This window comes from Aeromicrobium sp., from assembly GCF_014378035.1.
Taxonomy (GTDB): domain Bacteria; phylum Actinomycetota; class Actinomycetes; order Propionibacteriales; family Nocardioidaceae; genus Aeromicrobium.
The window spans coordinates 26,415-48,958 of sequence record NZ_JACMOM010000320.1; the positions used below are offsets into that span (position 1 = coordinate 26,415).

19 protein-coding genes and 1 pseudogene are annotated in these 22,544 nt (G+C 67.4%); 18 read left to right on the forward strand and 2 right to left on the reverse strand.

What is annotated here, in order from left to right:
* Nucleotides 1–27 precede the first annotated feature (27 nt).
* Nucleotides 28–963 (forward strand): tyrosine recombinase XerC, encoded by a 936-nt coding sequence (locus tag H7290_RS16730; protein WP_290515157.1) that lies wholly within the window; start codon nucleotides 28–30, stop codon nucleotides 961–963.
* Nucleotides 964–1,005: 42 nt separating this feature from the next.
* Here H7290_RS16730 and H7290_RS16735 read toward each other — a convergent pair whose 3' ends face one another.
* Nucleotides 1,006–1,908, reverse strand: a complete 903-nt coding sequence (locus H7290_RS16735) for a peptidoglycan DD-metalloendopeptidase family protein (RefSeq protein ID WP_290515158.1) — start codon at nucleotides 1,906–1,908, stop codon at nucleotides 1,006–1,008.
* Nucleotides 1,909–2,223: 315 nt separating this feature from the next.
* On the opposite strand from H7290_RS16735, the pseudogene rpsB reads away from it, so the two are divergent.
* The 13 genes and pseudogenes from rpsB to H7290_RS16800 all read left to right on the forward strand — a co-directional run.
* A pseudogene (rpsB, locus tag H7290_RS16740) lies at nucleotides 2,224–3,144 on the forward strand (30S ribosomal protein S2); the annotation flags it as partial.
* Nucleotides 3,145–3,546: 402 nt separating this feature from the next.
* Nucleotides 3,547–4,374 (forward strand): translation elongation factor Ts, encoded by an 828-nt coding sequence (tsf, locus tag H7290_RS16745; RefSeq protein WP_290515159.1) that lies wholly within the window; start codon nucleotides 3,547–3,549, stop codon nucleotides 4,372–4,374.
* A gap of 67 nt (nucleotides 4,375–4,441) precedes the next feature.
* Nucleotides 4,442–5,191 (forward strand): UMP kinase, encoded by a 750-nt coding sequence (pyrH, locus tag H7290_RS16750; RefSeq protein WP_290515160.1) that lies wholly within the window; start codon nucleotides 4,442–4,444, stop codon nucleotides 5,189–5,191.
* Nucleotides 5,192–5,228: 37 nt separating this feature from the next.
* Entirely contained in the window at nucleotides 5,229–5,783 is a 555-nt protein-coding gene (gene frr, locus H7290_RS16755) for a ribosome recycling factor (protein WP_290515195.1), read from the forward strand.
* The gene (locus H7290_RS16760; RefSeq protein WP_290515161.1) at nucleotides 5,773–6,639 is read left to right on the forward strand and encodes a phosphatidate cytidylyltransferase; all 867 of its coding nucleotides are present in this window, start codon (nucleotides 5,773–5,775) and stop codon (nucleotides 6,637–6,639) included. Before frr ends, H7290_RS16760 begins: the two co-directional genes overlap by 11 nt.
* 23 nt (nucleotides 6,640–6,662) lie before the next feature.
* Complete coding sequence (locus tag H7290_RS16765; RefSeq protein WP_290515162.1) at nucleotides 6,663–9,995, forward strand: DUF2126 domain-containing protein; 3,333 nt, start codon at nucleotides 6,663–6,665, stop codon at nucleotides 9,993–9,995.
* Complete coding sequence (locus tag H7290_RS16770) at nucleotides 9,992–12,457, forward strand: circularly permuted type 2 ATP-grasp protein (protein ID WP_290515163.1); 2,466 nt, start codon at nucleotides 9,992–9,994, stop codon at nucleotides 12,455–12,457. Before H7290_RS16765 ends, H7290_RS16770 begins: the two co-directional genes overlap by 4 nt.
* Complete coding sequence (locus H7290_RS16775; RefSeq protein WP_290515164.1) at nucleotides 12,454–13,338, forward strand: transglutaminase family protein; 885 nt, start codon at nucleotides 12,454–12,456, stop codon at nucleotides 13,336–13,338. Before H7290_RS16770 ends, H7290_RS16775 begins: the two co-directional genes overlap by 4 nt.
* A 43-nt stretch (nucleotides 13,339–13,381) precedes the next feature.
* Nucleotides 13,382–14,365 carry a putative zinc-binding metallopeptidase gene (locus H7290_RS16780; protein WP_290515165.1) on the forward strand — a complete coding sequence of 328 codons (984 nt, stop codon included), beginning with the start codon at nucleotides 13,382–13,384 and terminating at the stop codon, nucleotides 14,363–14,365.
* 39 nt (nucleotides 14,366–14,404) lie between these two features.
* The gene (gene rlmN, locus H7290_RS16785) at nucleotides 14,405–15,532 is read left to right on the forward strand and encodes a 23S rRNA (adenine(2503)-C(2))-methyltransferase RlmN (RefSeq protein ID WP_290515166.1); all 1,128 of its coding nucleotides are present in this window, start codon (nucleotides 14,405–14,407) and stop codon (nucleotides 15,530–15,532) included.
* 2 nt (nucleotides 15,533–15,534) lie between these two features.
* Entirely contained in the window at nucleotides 15,535–16,329 is a 795-nt protein-coding gene (locus H7290_RS16790) for an HAD family hydrolase (RefSeq protein ID WP_290515167.1), read from the forward strand.
* Nucleotides 16,330–16,416: 87 nt separating this feature from the next.
* On the forward strand, nucleotides 16,417–17,136 hold the full coding sequence (locus H7290_RS16795; protein WP_290515168.1) for an enoyl-CoA hydratase: 720 nt from the start codon (nucleotides 16,417–16,419) through the stop codon (nucleotides 17,134–17,136).
* 66 nt (nucleotides 17,137–17,202) lie between these two features.
* Nucleotides 17,203–17,652, forward strand: a complete 450-nt coding sequence (locus tag H7290_RS16800) for an AMP-binding protein (RefSeq protein ID WP_290515169.1) — start codon at nucleotides 17,203–17,205, stop codon at nucleotides 17,650–17,652.
* Nucleotides 17,653–17,656: 4 nt separating this feature from the next.
* On the opposite strand, the gene H7290_RS16805 is transcribed toward H7290_RS16800, so the two are convergent.
* Nucleotides 17,657–18,154, reverse strand: a complete 498-nt coding sequence (locus tag H7290_RS16805) for an Lrp/AsnC family transcriptional regulator (RefSeq protein ID WP_290515170.1) — start codon at nucleotides 18,152–18,154, stop codon at nucleotides 17,657–17,659.
* Nucleotides 18,155–18,311: 157 nt separating this feature from the next.
* On the opposite strand from H7290_RS16805, the gene H7290_RS16810 reads away from it, so the two are divergent.
* Genes H7290_RS16810 through H7290_RS16825 form a run of 4 tightly spaced genes read left to right on the forward strand, consistent with a single transcriptional unit; the run spans nucleotide 18,312 to nucleotide 22,332 of the window.
* Nucleotides 18,312–19,472 carry a spermidine/putrescine ABC transporter substrate-binding protein gene (locus H7290_RS16810; RefSeq protein ID WP_290515171.1) on the forward strand — a complete coding sequence of 387 codons (1,161 nt, stop codon included), beginning with the start codon at nucleotides 18,312–18,314 and terminating at the stop codon, nucleotides 19,470–19,472.
* On the forward strand, nucleotides 19,456–20,613 hold the full coding sequence (locus tag H7290_RS16815; protein WP_290515172.1) for an ABC transporter ATP-binding protein: 1,158 nt from the start codon (nucleotides 19,456–19,458) through the stop codon (nucleotides 20,611–20,613). The genes H7290_RS16810 and H7290_RS16815 overlap by 17 nt, the downstream gene beginning before the upstream one ends.
* A 1-nt stretch (nucleotide 20,614) precedes the next feature.
* Nucleotides 20,615–21,511, forward strand: coding sequence for an ABC transporter permease (locus tag H7290_RS16820; RefSeq protein ID WP_290515173.1), 897 nt, complete (start codon nucleotides 20,615–20,617; stop codon nucleotides 21,509–21,511).
* Nucleotides 21,508–22,332: an ABC transporter permease gene (locus tag H7290_RS16825; protein ID WP_290515174.1), complete on the forward strand. Its 825-nt coding sequence runs from the start codon at nucleotides 21,508–21,510 to the stop codon at nucleotides 22,330–22,332. The genes H7290_RS16820 and H7290_RS16825 overlap by 4 nt, the downstream gene beginning before the upstream one ends.
* The last annotated feature ends 212 nt before the right edge of the window (nucleotides 22,333–22,544 follow it).

The following is a 22,544-nucleotide window of genomic DNA, read 5'->3' on the forward strand; positions in this document are numbered from 1 at the left end:
CCGCGCTGTCGCAGCACACTGGACGTGATGACAGATCACGAGAGCGTCGGGTTGGGCGAGGCATGGGCGGCAGTGCTGGCCGACTACGAGACGCACCTGACCGCCGAGCGCGACCTGTCGGCCCACTCGGTACGTGCCTACCTTGCCGACCTCGAGAGCCTCGCCGCCCACGCGTCGCGGCTCGGCATCGACCAGCCAGCCGGGCTGAGCATCCGTACGCTTCGCAGCTGGCTGGCCAACCTGCAGACGCTGGGCAAGGCGCGCACGACGATGGCCCGCCGTGCCACGTCTGCACGGGTGTTCACGGCCTGGCTCGCCCGGACGGGACGCGCCCCGTCGGACGCCGGCGCGCTGCTTGCCAGCCCCAAGGCGCACCGCGAGCTTCCGGTGGCCCTCAGCGAGCTCGAGGTGCGCGCACTGCTCGACGCGACGGTCGAGTCGCTCGCCAACGAAGGAGCCCACGGACTGCGTGACCTGGCGATCCTCGAGCTGTTGTACGCCACCGGCATCCGCGTGGGTGAGCTCGTCGGGCTCGACATCGACGACCTTGATCGCGGGCGGCGGGTGGTGCGAGTCTTCGGCAAGGGGCGCAAGGAGAGGTCTGTGCCCTACGGGCTGCCGGCCTCGGAGGCCGTCGAGCTGTGGCTCGAGCGGGGCAGGCCGTCGACGGCGATCGAGTCAAGCGGCGCTGCGATGTTCCTGGGTGCGCGCGGGGGCCGTATCGACCAGCGAGCCGTGCGACGTGTCGTGCACGAGCGCCTGGCCGCCGTCGATGGTGCACCCGACATCGGCCCGCACGGCCTGCGTCACACCGCCGCCACCCATCTGCTCGAGGGTGGCGCCGACCTGCGCAGTGTGCAAGAGATCCTGGGTCACGCCTCGTTGGGCACGACACAGATCTACACGCACGTCAGCAACGAGCGCCTCAGGTCTGCCTACCGGCTGGCCCATCCCCGCGCGTGACGAGGCCGCGCGTAACGAAGGCGCAGGGAGACGCAGACGCCATCAGAGGAGATCTTGCGGATTCACCGCTCGTCCTGCCTTCAGCACCATGAAGTGCAGATGGCAGCCCGTCGACAGCCCGGTGGTGCCCGAGCGGCCGACGACGTCGCGGGCGCCTACCCGCTCGCCCACTGACACGGACTGGTCGCTCAAGTGGTTGTAGGACGTCTCCAGCCCGGGCCGGTGTCGGATGGTCACCCGCTTGCCGTAGGCCGCGCTGAACGAGCGTCCGACCACGGTTCCGGCGCCGGCCGAGTGCACCGGCGTTCCGCACGGCACGCCGAAGTCGGTGCCGTCATGCAGCTTGCGCACGCCGGTGACCGGATGGACCCGCATGCCGAACGACGAGGTGACAGGCCCGCCGACCGGACGCTGCAGCCGTGCCTCGCCGACACCGGCGGGTGGGGCCGGCGGCTTCCCGTGGGGGTCGATCAGGCGGACAGCACCGCCGCCGAGGAGGGCGAGCGGGTCGAGGTAGTCGTCGCCCGCAAGGCGGCCGAGGTGCAGACACGCCCCGGCGCAGTGGCTGGGCGAGCCGAGGAGGGTGCCGACGGCCTGGCCGGATTGCACGGCGTCGCCAACGTGCATGTGTGACCTGACTGGCTGATAGGTAGAACGTTCGCGACCGTGGTCGATCGTCACCACGGGCACGCCGCCCACCTGACCGGCGAAGGTGACGATCCCGGCGGCGACGGCGCGCACGACGTCGCCCGCCCTGGCCGAGATGTCGACGCCGCGGTGGCCCGCCCCGTAGTCGGACTGCGGCGGATCGAAGCGCTCACCGAGCGCGTGGTCATCGAGTGGCCACGACCATGGGTCGGGCGATGCGGCGAGGGTCGCCGGTGCCCGGACGAGCACGAGGATCGGCATCAGGGTGAGGACGAGTGCGGACGAACGTCTGTTCATGCTCTTCAGACAAGACCTCTGCCGGGCCCGACGCACCAGTCGTGGCAAGGGCTGTGGACAGGGCGTGTCGGACAACGCAGTGTGGATTTCCTCCGGGGCGCCCCGGTGCCCTAGACTGGGGCCGATCACTCCTCCGGGAGTGAAATCCGCGTGCCCGTCTCCGTATGACGCGAGAGCTGAATACGGTCGTGGTCCTGGTCTCACGCAGTGTTGATCACTGCAGGAGCGGGCCATAGACACGGGCGCCAGGGCACCGCCGACCGGCAGTGCACTCAACCAGGACAAGGCACGTCTGTGCCACAAGGAGATACGACCATGGCAGTCGTCACCATGCGCCAGTTGCTCGAGAGCGGCGTCCACTTCGGGCACCAGACCCGTCGGTGGAACCACAAGATGAAGCGTTTCATCTTCACCGAGCGCAACGGCATCTACATCATTGACCTGCAGCAGTCGCTCGCCTACATCGATGCCGGCTACGAGTTCGTCAAGAACACCGTGGCCCGCGGCGGCACGATCCTGTTCGTCGGTACGAAGCGCCAGGCGCAGGAGCCGATCGAGGAGCAGGCGAAGCGTGTGGGAATGCCCTACGTCAACCAGCGTTGGCTCGGCGGCATGCTCACGAACTTCCAGACGATGCACCAGCGCCTCCAGCGCATGAAGGAGCTCGAGGAGGTCGACTTCGACGACGTCGCGGGATCCAACCGCACGAAGAAAGAGCTCTTGGGCATGAGCCGCGAGTACGCGAAGCTCTCGCGCACCCTCGGTGGAATCCGCGACATGGGCCGCACGCCTTCAGCCGTCTGGATCGTCGACACGAAGAAGGAGCACCTCGCGGTCGACGAGGCCAAGAAGCTCAACATCCCGATCATCGCCATCCTCGACACCAACTGCGACCCCGATGACGTCGACTTCCCGATCCCGGGCAACGACGACGCCATTCGTTCGGTCGGCCTGCTGACGCGGGTCATCGCCGACGCCGTCGCCGAGGGCCTCATCGCTCGCGGTGGCAGCAAGACTGGTCAAGAGGAGCCCGGCGCCGAGCTCGGCGCCGAGGAGCCCCTGGCCGACTGGGAGCGCGAGCTGCTCGAGTCGAAGGCGGCCGAGGCTGCCGCTGCCGACTCCAAGGCGGCTGACGCCCCGACCGACGCACCCGACGCGATCGCCAAGGCGGCCGACGACGCCGTTCCGGCTGCAGCCCCGGCTGCTGCCCCGACCGAGGCACCGGTGGAGGACGCGGCCGAAGCCACGCTCACCGAGCCGGTCAGCACCGATGCCGTCATCACCGAGGCCCCGGCTGCCGAAGGTGCCGCCAAGGAGGCTGCTGCCAAGCCCGTCGCCGAGCCGAAGGCAGAAGAGTCGAAGGACCCCGCCGTCAAGGCTCCTGAGGATGCCACCGCCGCCGCTCCGTATGGTCCGGGCTCGAAGGCTCCGCTCAAGAGCGGCAACGCCCCCAAGGGCTTCACCGTCAAGGGCAACGCCGACTCGGGTCTCTTCCACACTGAAGACGGCCAGTGGTACGAGCAGACCGTCGCCGAGGTCTGGTTCGACACCGCCGAGTCCGCTGAGGCCGCAGGCTTCACGGCACCCGGCGCCAAGTGACCACCAGCTGACTGTCAGACACTCGTAAAGGAACAGCACATGGCTATCACCGCCACAGAGGTCAAGAGGCTCCGCGACGCAACGGGCGCCGGCATGATGGACGCGAAGAAGGCACTCACCGAGGTAGACGGCGACTTCGAGAAGGCCATCGAGGTCCTCCGCATCTCGGGGGCTGCCAAGGCCGCCAAGCGTGGTGCCGAGCGTGACGCCACGGCCGGGCTCGTCGCCAACTTCGGCAACGCCATCGTCGAGCTGAACTCCGAGACCGATTTCGTCGCGAAGAACGAGCAGTTCATCGCACTGGCAGAGGAGCTCGCAGTCCTCGCCGACACGGTCAAGCCGGCCAACGCGGAGGAGTTCGCGACCGCCACCCTCGAGTCGGGCAAGACGGTCACCGAAGCCGTCGCCGACCTCGCGATCCTGATCGGCGAGAAGCTCGAGCTCGGTCGGGTCGCGAGCTTCGATGGCACGGTCGCCACCTACATGCACCGCCGCGCCAGCGACCTTCCCCACGCGGTGGGCGTCCTCGTGCAGTTCGAGGACGACGGCAACGACAAGGCGCACGAGGTGGCCCGCGGGGTGGCGATGCAGATCGCCGCCATGCGTCCTCGCTATCTCACGCGCGAAGAGGTGCCGGCTGACGTCGTCGCCAAGGAGCGCGAGATTGCCGAGGCGACGGCTCGCGAAGAAGGCAAGCCGGAGCAGGCCATCGCCAAGATCACCGAGGGCCGGCTGAACGGCTTCTTCAAGGACACGGTGCTGCTCGACCAAACGTCGGTCCAGGACAACAAGAAGACCGTCAAGTCGCTGCTCGACGATGCCGGAGTGACGCTCACACGTTTCGCCCACATCGAGATCGGCGCCTGAGCACCCGCACGACCAGGCACAGCAACACCCGTTGAAGCACACCATCTGCTGAACGAGAGGCCGAATCATGACCACTGCACCTCAGGTCGATGATCCGGCCTCTCGTCATGAGCTCAAGCGGGTGCTGCTGAAGCTCTCCGGCGAGGTGTTCGGTGGCGGCAAGATCGGCATCGACCCCGACGTGGTCAACGGCATCGCTAAGCAGATCGCCGAGGCGGTGTCCGCGGGCGTCGAAGTCGCCATCGTCGTCGGCGGGGGCAACTTCTTCCGCGGCGCTGAGCTCAGCCAGCGGGGCATGGACAGGTCGAGAGCCGACTACATCGGTATGCTTGGCACCGTGATGAACTGCCTGGCCTTGCAGGACTTCTGTGAGAAGCAGGGCGTCGAGACCCGGGTCCAGTCGGCCATCACGATGGGTCAGGTCGCCGAGCCCTACATCCCGCGCCGTGCGATCCGTCACCTCGAGAAGGGCCGGGTCGTCATCTTCGGCGCCGGGGCGGGCATGCCCTACTTCTCCACCGACACCGTCTCGGCACAGCGGGCTCTGGAGATCGGTGCCGACGCGGTGCTGATGTCCAAGAGCGGCGTCGACGGCGTCTACTCCGCCGACCCGCGCACCGATCCGACGGCGAAGAAGTTTGATGAAATCACCTTCGACGACGCACTTCGGATGGGCCTCAAGGTCGTCGACGCGGCGGCATTTGCCCTCTGCATGGAGAACAGGCTGCCCATGATCGTGTTCGGCATGGAGGGCGAGGGCAACATCGCCCGCGTGCTCCGTGGTGAGAAGATCGGAACGCTGGTCCACGCCGCCTAGGCGGGCCAGACGCATACCCGGATGGGGAGACATCGTGATTGACCAGACCCTGCGTGACGCTGACAGCAAGATGGCCAAGGCCGTCGAGCATACCCGCGAGGAGTTCGCTGCGATCCGCACGGGCCGTGCGCAACCGGCGATGTTCGCCCAGATCACGGCCGAGTACTACGGCCAGCAGACCCCGCTCAACCAGCTCGCCGGCTTCCAGGTGCCCGAGCCGCGCACCGTCATCATCCAGCCGTACGACGCGGGCGCGAAGCCAGCGATCGAGAAGGCCATCCGCGAGTCCGATCTCGGCGTCAATCCCAGCGACGACGGCAAGGTCCTGCGCGTGACGCTGCCCGAGCTGACTGAGGACCGCCGCAAGGAGTACATCAAGCTGGCGAAGTCCAAGGCGGAGGAGGGACGCGTGGCGGTGCGCAACCTGCGCCGCACCGCCAAGCAGGCGATGGACAGGGCCGAGAAGGACTCCGAGATCAGCAAGGACGACAACACTGGTGCGGAGAAGCGCCTCGACGGCCTCACGAAGAAGTATGTCGACATCGTCGATGAGCTGCTCAAGAACAAAGAAGCAGAGCTCCTTGAGGTCTGATCCACCCGCCGACGAGACGCCTGTCCCCGCCGAGAAGGTCAGCCGGGCAGGTCGCAACCTGCCGGCCTCGATCGCGGTGGGCCTGAGCCTCGGCGCGGTGGTCATCACCTCGCTGTTCTTCGTCAAGGAAGCGTTCATCGCGGTCGTCGCCGTCGCCCTCGTCATCGGCCTGTTCGAGCTTGCGCGGGCTTTCGCGACCGCCGACATCACGATCCCGATGCCTCCGGTCCTGGTCGGCGGTGTCATCATGCTGGTCGGTGGCTATTTCGGGGGCACCGAGACGGCGTCCGTCGCGCTGGCCCTCACGGTCATCGGGACGCTGGTATGGCGTCTGTCCGAGGGTGCCGACGGCTTTGTCCGCGACAGCAGCGCCGGCATCTTCGTTCTCACCTACCTGTTCCTCATGGGCGTCTTCGTGGTGCTGATGCTGGCGGAGACCGACGGCACGTGGCGCATCGTGGCCTTCGTGGTGGCGACGATTGCCTCCGACATCGGCGGCTACATCGCAGGCGTCCTCCTCGGCAAGCACCCCATGGCGCCGACGATCAGCCCGAAGAAGTCATGGGAGGGCTTCGCGGGGTCGCTCATCTTCGGCATCGCGGCGGGCATTCTCACCGTCACCTACGGCCTCGACGGCGACTGGTGGGTCGGCATCCTGCTGGGTGTGGCGGGTGTCGTGTTCGCGACGCTCGGCGACTTGTCGGAGTCACTGATCAAGCGTGACCTCGGCATCAAGGACATGGGCGACATCCTGCCGGGCCACGGCGGCCTGATGGACCGGCTCGACTCACTCATCGCGGTGGCCCCGATCGCGTGGCTGATCCTGCACACGCTGGTCCCGGTCACGTCGCCGTAATTGGTTCGAGGGAGGGTGGAGGCATGTCCATCAAGGTCGCACTCGAGCACCGCACCACGTACGACTTCGGACGGCCGGTTTCACTCGGCCCGCACGTCGTACGCCTGCGCCCCGCGCCGCACAGCCGTACCCCCATCGAGGCGTATTCGCTCACCGTCAGTCCGGGCACCCACTTCATCAACTGGCAGCAGGACCCCTTCGGCAACTGGCTCGCGAGGCTGGTGTTCCCCGAGAAGGTGACGAAGCTCGACATCACCGTCGGCCTCGTGGCCGACCTGATGGTCGTCAACCCGTTCGACTTCTTCATCGAGGACTACGCCGAGACATTCCCCTTCACCTACGAGGCCTCGCTCATGGCCGACCTCGCCCCCTACCTACGACCAGTCGGTGGCGACGGTGCTCAACAGCCCGGACCCGTGGTCACCGCCTTCCGCGAGGCCCTGCCTGAGCTCCCCGACGGCGGCATGGCGATGGTGCCGTTCCTGGTGCAGCTCAACGCTGCGGTCTACCGGGCGGTGACCTACTCGGTCCGCATGGAGGCTGGCGTGCAGTCGCCCGACGAGACATTGCGCCGGGGCGTCGGGTCGTGTCGTGACAGCGCCTGGCTGCTGGTGTCGCTGCTGCGTCAGCATGGTCTCGCGGCGCGCTTCGTGTCGGGCTATCTCGTCCAGCTCGCGTCCGACACCATGAGCCTCGACGGACCGAGCGGCCCCACCGAGGACTTCACCGACCTGCACGCGTGGGCGGAGGTCTTCGTGCCCGGCGCAGGGTGGATCGGTCTGGACCCGACGTCCTCGCTGTTCGCCGGCGAAGGACACATCCCGCTGTCAGCCACCCCGCACCCGTCGTCGGCGGCCCCGATCTCCGGTGCGCTGATGGAGCAGGCCGAGGTGGGGTTCTCGTTCCACAACACCGTCCGTCGGATCCATGAGGATCCTCGTGTCACCAAGCCCTACACCGACGACCAGTGGGAGCGCATCGACTCACTCGGAGCCGCCGTCGACGTCCGGCTCGAAGCCGGCGACGTCCGGCTCACCCAAGGCGGTGAGCCGACGTTCGTGGGGCTCGACGACGTGACGTCCGAGCAGTGGAACACCGAGGCCGACGGCGAGGAGAAGAGGATCAAGGCCAGTGAGCTCGCCGGGCGGCTCCTCGAGGTCTACGCCGGTGGAGGGGTCGTGCACCGGGGGCAGGGCAAGTGGTATCCGGGCGAGCCGCTTCCGCGTTGGCAGATCGCGCTGCAGTGGCGCGGCGACGGTGTGCCGTTGTGGTCCGACCCGGGGTTGCTGGCCGACCCGTGGGACCCCGAGTCTGCCCAGACCGGTGCCCGCGCACAGGCGGAGGCGTTCGGGCGCGAGGTGACGCGCCTTCTCGGCCTGCCGGCCACCCAGCTGCGTCCCGCTTTCGAGGACCCGTTGTCCGAGCTGGTCGTCGCCCTGCGCCGGCCCGACGGCGATCGGCCGTCGCTCGACCCCGGGCATCCCGACGCCACCTGGGCCGCGGGTGTCGACGCCACCGTCACCGAGCCCACCGGGTGGGTGCTGCCACTCGTGCCGGGTGAGGAGTGGACGAGCCCCGACTGGTCGTTGAGGCGTGGACGGATCGTGCTCCTGCCCGGAACGTCGGCCGTGGGTCTGCGTCTGCCGCTCGACGCCATCACGTGGGAAGACCCCGAGGCGACGGGCGACCCGTCGTACGTCGAGGCCGGCCCCGCGCTCGTCGCCGGCATCCCGGCGGTGGCTGTCGTCGACCCCGTCAAAGAGCCGACCACGGCGCTCACGGTCGAGGGTCGCAACGGGTTCGTGCACGTGTTCCTACCGCCCACCGAGCGACTGGAGGACTATGCCGACGTGCTGCGCGTCGTCGACCAGGCGGCGACGTCGCTCGGCCAGCGAATCGTGCTCGAGGGCTACGGTCCGCCCCCCGACTCGCGCCTGACGCAGCTGGTCGTGGCGAGCGACCCCGGCGTCATCGAGGTCAACGTCCACCCGACCGCCTCGTGGGCAGAGCTGCGGGAGCTGACCACGACCCTCTACGACATTGCCCGTCAAGCACGGCTCACCACCGAGAAGTTCGACCTCGACGGCGTGCACACCGGTACGGGCGGCGGCAACCACATCACCCTGGGTGGGCAGGAGCCGGCCGCGTCCCCGATGCTGCGGCGTCCCGACCTGCTGGTCAGCCTGATGACCTATTGGCAGCGTCACCCCTCGCTGTCGTACCTGTTCTCCGGGCGGTTCATCGGCCCCACCAGTCAAGCGCCCCGTTTCGACGAGGGCCGGCCGGAAGCGCTCTATGAGGCGGAGATCGCGTTCAGCGAGATCGACCGCCTCACCGCTTCGGCCGAGGAGCCTCGACCGTGGCTCGTCGACCGGGCGCTGAGGCACCTGCTCACCGACCTGACCGGCAACACCCACCGCGCCGAGTTCTGTGTCGACAAGATGTACAGCCCGGACTCCTCACGCGGACGGCTCGGACTGCTGGAGCTGCGGGGGTTCGAGATGCCGCCCCATGCCCGGATGGCGCTCGTGCAGTCACTGCTGGTGCGTTCGCTCGTGGCGATGTTCTGGGAGAAGCCCTACCGTGCCCCGCTGGTGCGCTGGGGCACCGCGCTGCACGAGGACTTCCTGCTGCCGCACGGTGCGACACGCGACATCGGCTCGGTGGTCGCCGACCTGCGGGCGCACGGCATCGACTTCCAGGAGTCGTGGCTCGACCCGTTCACCGAGTTCCGGTTCCCGCGCATCGGGGTCACCCGCGCCGGCGACGTCGAGATCGAGCTCCGCTCGGCGATCGAGCCGTGGCACGTCCTGGGCGAGGAGGCGACGTCCGGCGGCATGGCACGCTACGTCGACTCATCCGTCGAGCGCCTGCAGGGGCTGGTGCGGAGTGTTCTGCCGCACCAGCACCTCGTGACGTGCCAAGGTGTCCCCGTGCCACTGACACCCACCGGCGTCGCCGGCGAGTTCTTCGCCGGGGTCCGCTACCGCGCCTGGCAGCCGCCCTCCGCGCTGCACCCGTCGATCGAGGTGCACTCACCCTTGAGGTTCGACGTCATCGATGTCCCGTCGGCGACCTCGCTGGGCGGGGCGACCTATCACGTCGTGCATCCCGGCGGACGCGCCCACGATCATCCGCCGATCAACGCCCGTGAGGCCGAGGCGCGCCGGTCGAGCCGCTTCGAGCCGTTCGGGCACACGCCCGGCGCGGTCGACGTGGCCGCGATGCAGGAGGCCGGACGTCGTGCCGCCAGTGACGAGTACCCCCATACGCTCGACCTGCGTCGAACGGTTCCCGCCGGCACCACACGCAGCGCGACCGTGCCTGAGGACGCTGCCCACGGAGACGATTCGTGACCGCACTTCGCGACTACTCCGCCGCCATCACGCAGCCGACCCTCACCACGGAGGCCCCGCACTACGACGAGGTCGTCGCTGCCGACGGCACTCTGCGGCCGGGGTGGCGGATGCTCGCCGAGAGCGCCATCCAGATCACCGAGGCCGACCTGCGACGGGTCAGCGGTGACATCGAGAGGTTTCTGGCCAACGACGGTGTCACGTACACGCCGCCGGAGCAGGAGCCCGGGCCGTGGCGGCTCGACCCCTTCCCGCTGATCATCGATGCGGCGGAATGGGTGCCGCTCGAAGTGGGCCTCGCGCAGCGGACAGAGCTGCTGAACGCGATCCTGGTCGATCTCTACGGGCCGCAGCGTCTGCTGTCGTCGGGGGTTCTCCCACCCTCGGTCGTCTTCGGCCACCAGGGTTTTTTGCGCGTCGGGGCCCGTGCCTCGGCGAGTGACCCCCACCCGTTGCTGCTCTCGGCAGCCGACCTCGGTCGCAACGCCGCGGGGGAGTGGCAGGTGCTCGCCGACCGCGCCCAGGCGCCGTCGGGCATCGGTTACGCCATGGAGAACCGTCGGGTCATCTCCCGGGTCATGCCAGAGCTCTACCGACAGGCGGGCTTGCACCGCATGGCTCCGTTCTTCCAGGCGATGCGATCGACACTGATCGACTCCGCGCCGGGCAACAGCCCGAACCCACGCGTGGTGGTGCTCTCGCCGGGCACCCACTCCGAGACCGCCTACGACCAGGCGTTCGTCGCGTCGAGCCTGGGCTTCCCGCTGGTCGAGGGCAGCGACCTCGTCATGCGCGAGGGTGCCGTGTGGTTGCGGGTGCTCGGGCGGCTCGAGCGGGTTGACGTCATCCTGCGCCGCGTCGATGCTGCCTGGAGCGACGCGCTCGAGCTCCGCAAGAACTCACAGCTCGGGGTGGCGGGGCTGTCCGAAGCCGTTCGGCGAGGCTCCGTGCGCGTCGTCAACGGCCTCGGCGCGGGCGTGCTCGAGAACCCGGCGCTCCTGCCGTTCATGTCAGCGATGTGCGAGACCCTGCTCGACGAGCCGCTGCGACTGCCGTCGGTGCAGACCTACTGGGCTGGCGACGACCGCTCGCTGGCCTACATCCTCGACAACCTCGACGGCCTCGTCATCCGGGCCATCGACAGCCCACTCGACGTCGACCACCTGCCCGCAGATGAGCTGCGTGACATCATCCGCGGCGAGCCACACCGTTACGTCGGACAGGAGCCGCTCGCGCTGTCACAGTCGCCGACCCTCGATGTCCGTGGCGTGCGTCCGCAGGTGCTGACGCTGCGAACGTTCACCCTGCGCTACGGCTCGACCTACCGGCCGCTCGTCGGAGGGTTGGCCACGGTGTTCGAGGCGGGGCTGCCGGCGTCGAGCAAGGACGTCTGGGTGCTGAAGGACAAGCCCGACGACGCCGACCAGGGCCTGACGGACGTGCTGCCGCTGACCAACGTGCGGGCGCCCGTGGCGATGGTGCCGCGCGTGCTCGAGGACATGTTCTGGTTCGGGCGCTATGCCGAACGCGCCGAAGACATGCTCCGGCTCGTGCTGACGGCGCACGCCAGCGCCGAGGACTTCCGGTCGCGGCCACAGACGGCGGGCGGAGCGAGCCTCGCGGTGCTCATGACGGCGATCGCGCGCCTCAGCGGTGCTCCCTTCGAGGAGGGGCAGCTCGACGAGGACTTCCGATCGCTGCTGCTCGATGCACACCGGCCCGGCTCGGTCGCCCAGTCCATCAGCGCCCTGCGTGAAACGGCGCAGAGCGTCCGCGACCAGCTCTCGCCCGACACGTGGCAGGCGTTCAGCTCGACCGATCGTGCGTCGTCCGCCCTGGTCAGCTACCACTACAGCCACCAGGTCGCTGAGAGCGCGGGCCGCATGCTCACCGGCATCCTGTCGTTGCAGGGGGTCACGTCCAACATGATGCGCGACCCGGGCTCACGCATGATTGGCGCCGGTCGAGCCATCGAGCGTGGACTCCAGCTGTGCCACCTGCTGCGCTCGACCACGACCGTACGTCGTGGCATCGACGTCGATCGCGACGTGCACAACGCCGTGCTTTCTGCTGCGGAGAGTGCCGTGACGCACCGGCGTCGCTACCGCGGCTACGTACGTCTGGCTGGCGTGCTCGAGCTTCTGCTGCTCGACGCCGACAACCCGCGCTCGCTGGCGTTCGGGATAGCCGATCTGCGCCAGAACCTCACCGCCATGCCCGGCTCCACCGGGTCCACTCGCCCCGAGCGGCTGCTCGACGACCTCGCCGACGAGCTCGAACGCGTCGAGATCGCTGCGCTCACGGCCATTGATGGTGAGAACCGACCCAACCTCGAGCGCTTCCTCGATGGCTACCGCAACCAGCTGACCCGTTTCGCGGACGCCGTCGGCGAGCTGCACTTCGCCCCCGCACCGGTACCGCGCTCGTTCGGCTTCGCCAACGCCCAGGCGGTCGAGGAATGAGATATCGGGTCTCCCACCGCACGACGTACTCCTACGACGAGGACGTCAGCGACAGCCTCGGCATCGCCTACCTCGTGCCACGTGAGCTGCCGTGGCAGCAGGTGGCGTCCCACGCCATCGTCATCGACCCGGCTGCGTCGGACTGCACCGACGACACCGACTACTACGGCAACACCGTCACCTACTTCCAGGTCACGACACCGCACCAGCAGCTCGAGATCCTCGCCACGAGCGAGGTCGAGGTCGAGGCGCCGACCTATGACCAGACCACGCTCGACGTTCCGTGGGAGAGCGCACGGCCGATGCTGCGAGGTGACGACGTCGCGGACGCGTGGAAGGTGCAAGACTTCGCGCTGGCGTCGTCGCTGGCCGACCACACGGCGGAGGCGCACGCCTATGCCGCACTGTCACTGACGCCGGGACGACCCATCGGCGACGCCGTCACCGACCTGATGCATCGCGTGCACGCCGACTTCGCGTACGACAAGACCGCCACGACCGTGACCACCACAGTCGACGACATCTTCGACAAGCGAGCAGGGGTCTGCCAGGACTTCGCCCACCTGACGCTTGCCTGCCTGCGCACCCACGGCCTGGCCGTGCGTTACACCAGTGGCTATCTCGCGACGACACCTCCGCCGGGCAAGGAGCGCATTGTCGGCGCCGATGCCACCCATGCGTGGGCGGCGGTGTGGATCCCGAACGGCGGCTGGCTGGCCCTCGACCCGGCCAACGACCAGTGGGCCAACGATCGCTACGTCACGTTGGCGTGGGGACGCGACTACGCCGACGTGCCGCCGGTCAAGGGCGTCATCTTCACCGAGGCCAAGAAGTCGTCGCTCGCGGTCGAGGTCGACGTGGCGCCAGCCCACGAGGGGTGACCCGCGCATGCGCGGGCTCCGGCGACGTTGAAAGAATGGTGGAGTGAGGGTCTTCTCCTGTCGCGTGTGCGGCAGCTCGCTGTTCTTCGAGAACACGATCTGTGTCTCCTGCCAGACCGACCTGGCGTTCTCCCGTGAAGAACGGGCCATCGTCCCGGTCGACGACAACGGCCGGTACGTCGACGCCGACGGCAGCACCTGGTACAGGTGCACCAACCTGGCCCTCTCGGGATGCACGTGGTTGACCGAGGTACCCGGTGGCTACTGCTTCAGCTGCGGATTGACCCGCACCCGCCCGAGCGACGAAGACCTTGGGGGTCTCAGGGAGTTCAAGATCGCCGAGGAGGCCAAACGTCGTCTCGTGGTCGAGCTCGACACTCTGGGGTTCCCGATCGTCCCCCGCAGCCAGGACGAGGAGAACGGTCTCGCGTTCGACCTGCTGTCGAGCGTCGCCGAGGACGTCACGACGGGTCACGAGAGCGGCGTCATCACGCTCGACCTCGCCGAGAGCGACGACGCTCACCGCGAGAAGGTGCGGGTCGACCTCGACGAGCCCTACCGCACGATGCTGGGCCACTTCCGCCACGAGATCGGGCACTACATCGAGTGGCAGCACGTTCGCGGCGCCCTGATCCAGCAGGCCAGGGATCTGTTCGGCAACGAGGAGGACAACTACGCCGACGCCATCGAGAGGCACTATGCGAAGGGCCCGCCGGCAGGCTGGGAAGATCATTACATCAGCAGGTACGCGACCATGCACCCGTTCGAGGACTTCGCCGAGACCTTCGCGCATTACCTGCACATCTGCGACACGATCGAGACGGCGTCGGCTCACAATCTCGCGGCCGTCGCGGAGCCGCAGGAGTCCGCATCGTTTCGCGACCTGGTGATCGAGGTCTGGATCCCGTTGAGCATCGCCCTCAACCAGATCAACCGCAGCATGGGAAAGGGTGCGCTGTACCCATTCGTCATCCCGGCGCCTGTGCTCGACAAGCTCCAGTTCGTCGCACAGCTGCCGCGCCGCTGACGATTTCGGGCTCTCGTCACCGGGTGAGAGAATGGTGAGGTGTCTGAGTCTTCCCGCAACCTCCCGCTCGTCTTCGAGCAGCCGCGTGGGCGCAAGAAGCCCCCGCGCCACCTCGCTGACCTGAGCGCCGATGAGCGCACTGCCGTTGCCGAGACGCTCGGTGAGCCGGCCTTCCGCGTCAAGCAGGTGGCCCACCACTACTACGGACGTCTCGAGCGCGACCCCGCCAACATGACCGACCTCCCGGCTGCGAGCCGCGACCGCATCGTCGCCGAGCTGCTGCCGACGCTGCTCAACCCGCTGCGCACCCTCGAGGCCGACAAGGGAACCACCCGCAAGACGCTGTGGAAGCTCTTCGACGGCGCCCTCGTCGAGTCGGTCCTGATGCGCTACGCCGATCGCGCCACGATCTGTGTGTCGAGCCAGGCCGGCTGTGGCATGGCGTGCCCGTTCTGCGCCACGGGCCAGGGTGGGCTCGAGCGCAACATGAGCTGCGCCGAGATCGTCGACCAGGTCGTCGACGGTGCGAGTGCGATGGCCACGGGAAAGGTGGCCGGTGGTCCCGGTCGGTTGTCCAACGTCGTCTTCATGGGCATGGGCGAGCCGATGGCCAACTACAAGGCCGTCATCGGCGCTGTCCGGCGCATGGTCGCGCCGACTCCCGACGGCCTCGGGATGTCGGCTCGCAACATCACGATCAGCACAGTCGGCCTGGTCCCGCGCATGAAGCAGCTCGCCACCGAGGGCATCCCTGTCACGCTCGCCCTGTCACTGCACGCACCCGACGACGAGCTGCGCAACGAGCTCGTGCCAATCAACACCCGCTGGTCCGTGCACGAGGCGGTCGGAGCGGCGTGGGAGTACGCGGAGACCACCAAGCGCCGCGTCTCCATCGAGTACGCCATGATCAAGGACATCAACGATCAGGCGTGGCGCGCCGACCTGCTCGGCGACGTGCTGCAGTCGTACGGCGACTGGGGATGGGTGCACGTCAACCTGATCCCGCTCAACCCCACTCCCGGCTCCAAGTGGACAGCCTCGCGGCCCGAGGACGAGCGCGAGTTCGTCCGCCGGCTCATCGCCAAGGGCATCCCCACGACGGTCCGCGACACCCGGGGCAGCGACATCGACGGCGCGTGCGGCCAGCTCGCCGCGGTGGAAGTCTGAGCGTGTCGGCCCGCCCCCGGCTGCTCGCGACCGACCTCGACGGAACGCTGCTCCGCAGCGACGGCTCGCTCTCCACCCGTACGCGCGACGCGATTGCCGCTGCCGCGGCGTCCGGTGTGCCGACGCTGTTCGTCACTGCCCGACCACCTCGCTGGCTCGATGAGCTGGCTCATGCGGTGGGCGAGCACGGTGTGGCGATCTGCGGCAACGGTGCTTTCGTCTACGACGTGGCGTCACGGACCGTGTCGTCGAGTCGTAGCTTCGACCGGGCCGACATCGCGGCCGTCGTCACCGACCTGCGCGCCGCTATTCCTGACGTGGCATTCGCCGTCGAGCGGGCCGACGGCATGGGCAGGGAGCCGGCCTACATCTACGCCGGGGAGTTCGACGACGGTCACGTGGTGGGTCCGTTCGCGGAGATCGCCGGGTCGACGGTCGGCAAGCTGCTCGCCAGGTCCGCTGCCTCCCGGCCTGATGATTTCCTCAGTCTGGTGGCGCAGGTCGTCGGCGGCAGGGTCGAGCTCGGCTTCTCCGGTGCGATGGGGCTCGCGGAAATGACGGCCCCCGGCGTCACGAAGGCCACGGGCCTCGCGGCGTGGTGCGACGAGCGCTCAATCAGGTCCTCGGAGGTGTGGGCCTGCGGCGACATGCCCAACGACCTGCCGATGCTGGCCTGGGCCGGCCGCAGCTTCGCCGTCGCCAACGCCCACCCGGAGGTGCTCGCCGCCGCCACGGACCGCATCTCCTCCAATGACGAGGACGGTGTCGCCAGCCTTCTCGAGTCGTTCGCGATCTGAGCTCTCGGCCCGTTGGCCTTCCCGGTGGCTTCGGCGTCGGGGCCGATACGGTGAGGCGAGCCCCATCCGTTCCAGTCCAGGAGAGACATGATCGCCAGCGCCCGTGACGGAGACGTCGTCGTCATCGAGCTGCAGCGTGAACGTCGGCGCAACGCACTCAACCTCGAGCTGTGCACCGCGATCCACGACGCAGTCGACGAGGCGGTCATCGGGGGAGCGCGGGCCATCGTCATCACCGGGAGGGGCACGGCTTTCTGCGCCGGAGCCGACCTCGACGGGGTGTACGGTCCCGAATTTCTCGAGGCGCTCTACGGGATGCTGCACCACCTCACCAAGGTGCCGGTGCCGATCATCGCGGCCGTCAACGGCCCCGCCATCGGAGCGGGCACCCAGCTCGCCATTGCCTGCGACCTGCGGGTGGTCGAGGAGACCGCGAAGTTCGCTGTGCCGACGGCCCGCAACGGCATGGCCGTCGACGCGTGGACGATCCGCACCCTCGCCGAGCTCGCCGGCGCCGGCCCGGCGCGCCGGCTGGTGCTCGCCGCCGGGGCCCTCGACCGTGGTTCCGCGCTGGCGTGCGGGTTGGCCGACCGACCTGGCACCACGGCCGACGCGCTCTCGTGGGCTCACGACATCGCCACGCTCGCACCATTGGCACTTGCGCACAACAAGCTCGTCCTCAACAGCACCGTGGCAGACGACCCTGCGACCCGCGCCAGCTTCACCGATGTCTGGGCCAGCGTCGACGTGCAGGAGGCGGCGACCGCCAGGGTCGAGAAGCGCACGCCGGTCTTCCGCGGGGTCTGAGCGGTCCAGTCTGAGCGGCCCCAGTCTGGGCGCACGGTCGAGCGCCCCGGGTGACACGATGGACACATGACGAGCCTGATCTACCGCACCCTCGACGAGCACGTCATCGGAGGCCTTGCCGATCACCCCGCCCTCGACGACGAGCGTGGCCCGATGTCGTACGCCCAGCTGCTGCACGAGTCGGCGTCGCTGGCGGGGGCGCTGCGCGACACGGGCGTGCACGAGGGCACCAGCGTGGCCATCGACCTGCGCGACGGACGCGAGCAGGTCGTGGCTGTGCTGGCGTGTGCCCGTATCGGTGCGGTGCCGCAGAGCACAGCCGACTTCGGCTTCGGGGGCACGCCACCCGTGCTCACGACACCCGATACCGAGATTCCCTGGGCGGTCCTCATCCGGGCGGGTCGACTCGACCCGGCCCCGGCGCCGGAGTCCGACCCGGAGGGCTACGAGGGGTTGATGCTTGAGCTGTACGCCGAGGTGTTCGAAACTCTCATCGCAGGCGAGACGATCTCCTGAACGCTCACTTGACACCCCACGCGTAGGTCTGCTTCTCGAGCCGGAGGTACACGAACGTCTCCGTGGTCACGACCTTGTCAATGGCGCTGATCTGCTGCGACACGATGTCGAGCAGCTCGTCGTCGCTCTCGGCGACCAGCTCGGCGAGGATGTCGAAGCGACCTGTAGTGATGACGATGTAGTCGAGCTTCTCCATCGTGGAGAGCTCTGTGGCGACATCACGTACGTTGCCGCTGACCTTGATGCCGACCATGGCCTGGCGGGCGAAGCCCATCTGCATCGGATCGGTCACGGCCACGACCTGCATGACGCCGGTGTCGATGAGCTTCTGCACGCGGTGACGGACGGCAGCCTCAGACAGCCCGACCTCCTTGGCGATGGCTGAGTAGGACAACCGTCCGTCGTCTTGCAGCAGCTCGATGATCTGCTTGGCGACGGTGTCGAGCCCGGAGCGACGGGGTGTCGCGGGGCTTCGGTCGATGGGGCCGTTGCGTTCGGTCATGTCGATCATTGTGCCGTACATGTTCGCTTCCACCCCTTGTATCTGAGCGGAATTTTGACGCTTTCAGGATCCAAACACAGGATTTACTGCGGAATCCCTTGTCTCAGGCCAAGAATCTTGCGAGGATCTGTGGACACACGAGGAGCGAGGGTGGCACATGGCGGAGCTTGACCGGCGAACATTGATCAAGGGCACGGGTGGTCTGGCGTTCGCGGGCGTGAGTGCCCTCGCGCTGACGGGCTTCGGCACCCCCGACCGAAAGCAGAACCCCGCGAGCTGCTTCGCCAAGGATGTTTCCGCCACGCAGAAGCAGCTGGTGTTCTCCAACTGGCCCGAGTACATCGACCAGGACGACGGCAAGTACGTCTCGACGATGACCCAGTTCGAGAAGGACACCGGCATCAACGTCAGATACACCGCCGACGTCAACGACAACAACGAGTTCTTTGCCAAGGTCTCGAACCAGCTCGGGTCGTGCAGCTCATCGAAGCGTGATCTCTTCGCGCTGACCGACTGGATGGCGGCCCGGATGATCCAGGTCGGCTGGATCCAGAAGCTCGACGCGGCCAAGGTGCCCAACCTGCACGCCAACATCATCGACTCGCTCAAGAGCCCGTCGTGGGACAAGAAGCGCGACTACTCCGCACCGTGGCAGAGCGGCCTGACGGGCATCGCCTACAACAAGTCCAAGACCAAGGAGGTCAAGTCGTTCGAGGAGCTTGTCACGCGACCGGACCTCAAGGGCCGCATCGCCCTGCTCACCGAGATGCGCGACACGATGGGCTTCCTGCTGCTGGTCGACGGCGCTGATCCCAACGATTTCACCGACGCCCAGTGGCAGACGTCCATCGACCGCCTGCGCAAGGCACGCAGTGACGGGCAGGTCAGGTCGTTCACCGGCAACGAGTACGTCCAGGACCTGGCGTCAGGCAACATTGTGGCGTGTGAGGCGTGGTCGGGCGACATCGCGAATGCCGGTGACGACAACCTCGTCTTCGTCACGCCGGAGGAGGGTCACATGATCTGGGCCGACAACATGCTCGTGCCCAACCTCGCGACCCACCAGGCCAACGCCGAGCAGTGGATCAATTACTTTTACGAGCCCGAGGTGGCCGCCAAGCTCGCGGCCTACAACAGCTACATCTGTCCTGTGAAGGGTGCACAGGCGGCGATGGAGAAGGTCGACCCCGAGCAGGTCGACAACCCGCTGATCTTCCCGACAGCGGAAACACTCGCCGTGACCCACGGCTTCATGGCGCTCGATGAGGCCAAGATGCGCACCTACGAAGGGGATTTTGCTGATGTCACAGGTTCATGAGGCGCCGACCGACAGGTCTGCAGACCATGGTGATCGGTCGTTGCGACTGGCTGATCTGACCAAGGAGTACGCGACCTTCACCGCCGTCAAGTCCCTCGACCTCGTCGTGCCACAGGGCAGCTTCTTCGCCCTGCTCGGCCCGTCAGGTTGCGGCAAGACCACGACGCTGCGCATGGTCGCCGGCCTGGAGACACCGACATCGGGCACGATCCACCTCGGCGACACCGATGTGACCTACGAGAAGCCCTACCGTCGTCCGGTCAACACGGTGTTCCAGAACTACGCCCTGTTCCCTCACCTCGACATCTCCAAGAACGTCGCGTTCGGTCTCGAGCGGCGCGGCGTCAAGGACGTCAAGAAGCAGGTGGCCGACATGCTCGAGCTGGTCGAGCTGACGTCGCAGGCGCACAAGAAGCCGGCCCAGATGTCCGGTGGCCAGCAGCAACGCGTCGCCCTCGCGCGGGCCCTGATCAACAAGCCCGAGGTGCTGCTGCTCGATGAGCCGCTCGGCGCCCTCGACCTCAAGCTGCGACGCGGCATGCAGCTCGAGCTCAAGCGCATCCAGACCGAGGTCGGCCTGACGTTCGTGCACGTCACCCACGACCAGGAGGAGGCCATGACGATGGCCGACACCATCGCTGTGATGAACCATGGCGTCATCGAGCAGATGGGCGCGCCGAGCGAGCTCTACGAGAACCCGCGCACGACCTTCGTCGCCAACTTCCTCGGGCAGTCGAACCTGATCGCCGGCGAGATCGAGGGCCGGGATGGTGAGCACGTCAAGGTGCGGGTGCAGGGTGCGCTCGCGTCGATCCCGGCCGAGCGGGCACACTCTGACTCGGGCCAGGGCTGGCTGGGCATCCGTCCGGAGAAGGTGCTCATCGCCGAGGCGGGGCACCCGATCGACGCGCCGGGCGACGTCATCACAGGCGGCTACGTCACCGACGTCAGCTTTGTCGGCGTGAGCACTCAGTACATGGTGCGCATGCCGTGGGCGCAGGAGCTCATGGTGTTCGAGCAGAACACCGGTGCGCGCCGGATGCTCTCGGTGGGCACCAAGGTCGACATCTCGTGGCGCCCGGAATACGCCTTCCTCCTGGACGCCAGCCAGGATGCCAAAGCCGGCATCGAGGACGACTGACGTGGCGAACCTCGACACCTTGCCGGACGCACCGCGCGGCCACGCCCCGAAGACAAAACGCAAGCTCACCGGCTACTGGCTCATCCTGCCCGGCGCCGTCTGGCTTGGTCTGTTCTTCCTCATCCCTTTCTACTCGCTGATCTCCACGAGCCTGTTCGACCCCAACGGGTCGGTGCTGACCGGTTACAACATGACGTGGCACTTCGGCAACTACGTCGACGCCATCAGCCAGTACAAGAGCCAGCTGTGGAGATCGCTGTGGTACTCCGGTGTCGCCACGGCACTGTGCCTGGTCATCGGCTACGTGCTGGCATATGCGATCGCGTTCAAGGCAGGGCGGTGGAAGAACCTCATGCTCGTGCTGGTCATTGCGCCGTTCTTCACCAGCTTCCTGCTCCGCACCCTGTCGTGGAAGCTGATCCTCGCCGATGACGGATTCGTCGTCGACGCGCTGCAGACCGTGCACATCATGGGCGCCGACTCCCGGCTCCTGGCGACACCGGTCGCGGTCATCGCAGGGCTGACCTACAACTTCCTGCCGTTCATGGTGCTGCCGCTGTATGCCAGCCTCGAGAAGATCGACATCAGGCTCATCGAGGCGTCGAGCGATCTCTACGCCTCTCCGCTCCGTGGGTTCTTCAAAGTCACGTTCCCGCTGTCGCTGCCGGGCGTCGTGGCCGGCACGCTGCTGACCTTCATCCCGGCAGCCGGCGACTACATCAACTCGCAGCTTCTCGGCAGCCCCAACCAGCGCATGGTCGGCAACGTCATCCAGAGCCTCTTCACGACACAGGGCGACTACGCTGCGGCCGGCGCCCTGTCGGTGACGTTGATGATCGTCATCGTCGTGGCGGTTCTGATCTATGTCCGTACTTCAGGAACAGAGGATCTCGTATGAGCCCCATGGCCCGCGCCCGGCGATGGATCGGTGACCACCTGATTCTCGGCCTGGGTCTCCTGGTCCTCGTCTACACCTTCGTGCCGATCGCGGTGGTGGTGCTGATGAGCTTCAACGACAGCAGCAAGTCCAGGAACGTCTACAAGTTCCAAAGCTTCACGTTCAGCAACTGGCTGCACCCCTTCAAGCCGAGCGGCATGGGTGACTCGGTGCTCCTGAGCATCGAGATCGCTCTCGCAGCGACGATCATTGCGACGATCCTGGGCACCCTCGCCGCTTTTGCTCTCGTCCGGCACCGTTTTGCCGGACGCAAAGCCGCCAACCTGATCATCTTCCTGCCCATGGCTTCACCCGAGATCGTGATGGGTTCGTCGCTGCTGGCGCTGTTCGTGTCGAGCGGGTTCGGCGGCAGGCTCGGCTTCATCACGATCCTCATCGCGCACGTGATGTTCTGCCTGTCGTTCGTCATCGTGACGGTCAAGGCCCGCCTCGGCGGGCTCGACGACAATCTCGAGCAGGCGGCGATGGACCTTTACGCCAACGAGTTCGAGACGTTCCGGCGCATCACCTTCCCGCTGGTCCTGCCCGGAATTATCGCGGCGGCGCTGCTGAGCTTCTCGTTGTCGTTCGACGACTTCATCATCACGAACCTCAACGCCGGCCAGTCGGTGACCTTCCCGATGTTCGTCTATGGCTCAGCACAGCGGGGTGTTCCGATGGAGGTCAACGTCATCGGCACGGCGATGTTCGTCATCGCCATCTCGATCGTCGTCGGTGGGGAGATCTTCCGCCGGCGGGGGCAGAAGGCATTGGCTGCCTGAATCCTGGCGGGGGTCACACGTCGGGTGCTGACCTCCGCTCCGCTCCACGGGTAACCTTGTCCGCTCCAGCAATGCTCTCGAGCCAACTTGCTCTCGAGCCAACTACGGCCCACCCACGAGACACCTTCTTGGTCATCGCGCAGCTTGCGCGACGTCAAGGAGATGGCTTGCGGGTGGGCCGTAGCGGGCTGCTGGGCCTTGGTGCCCCCCGC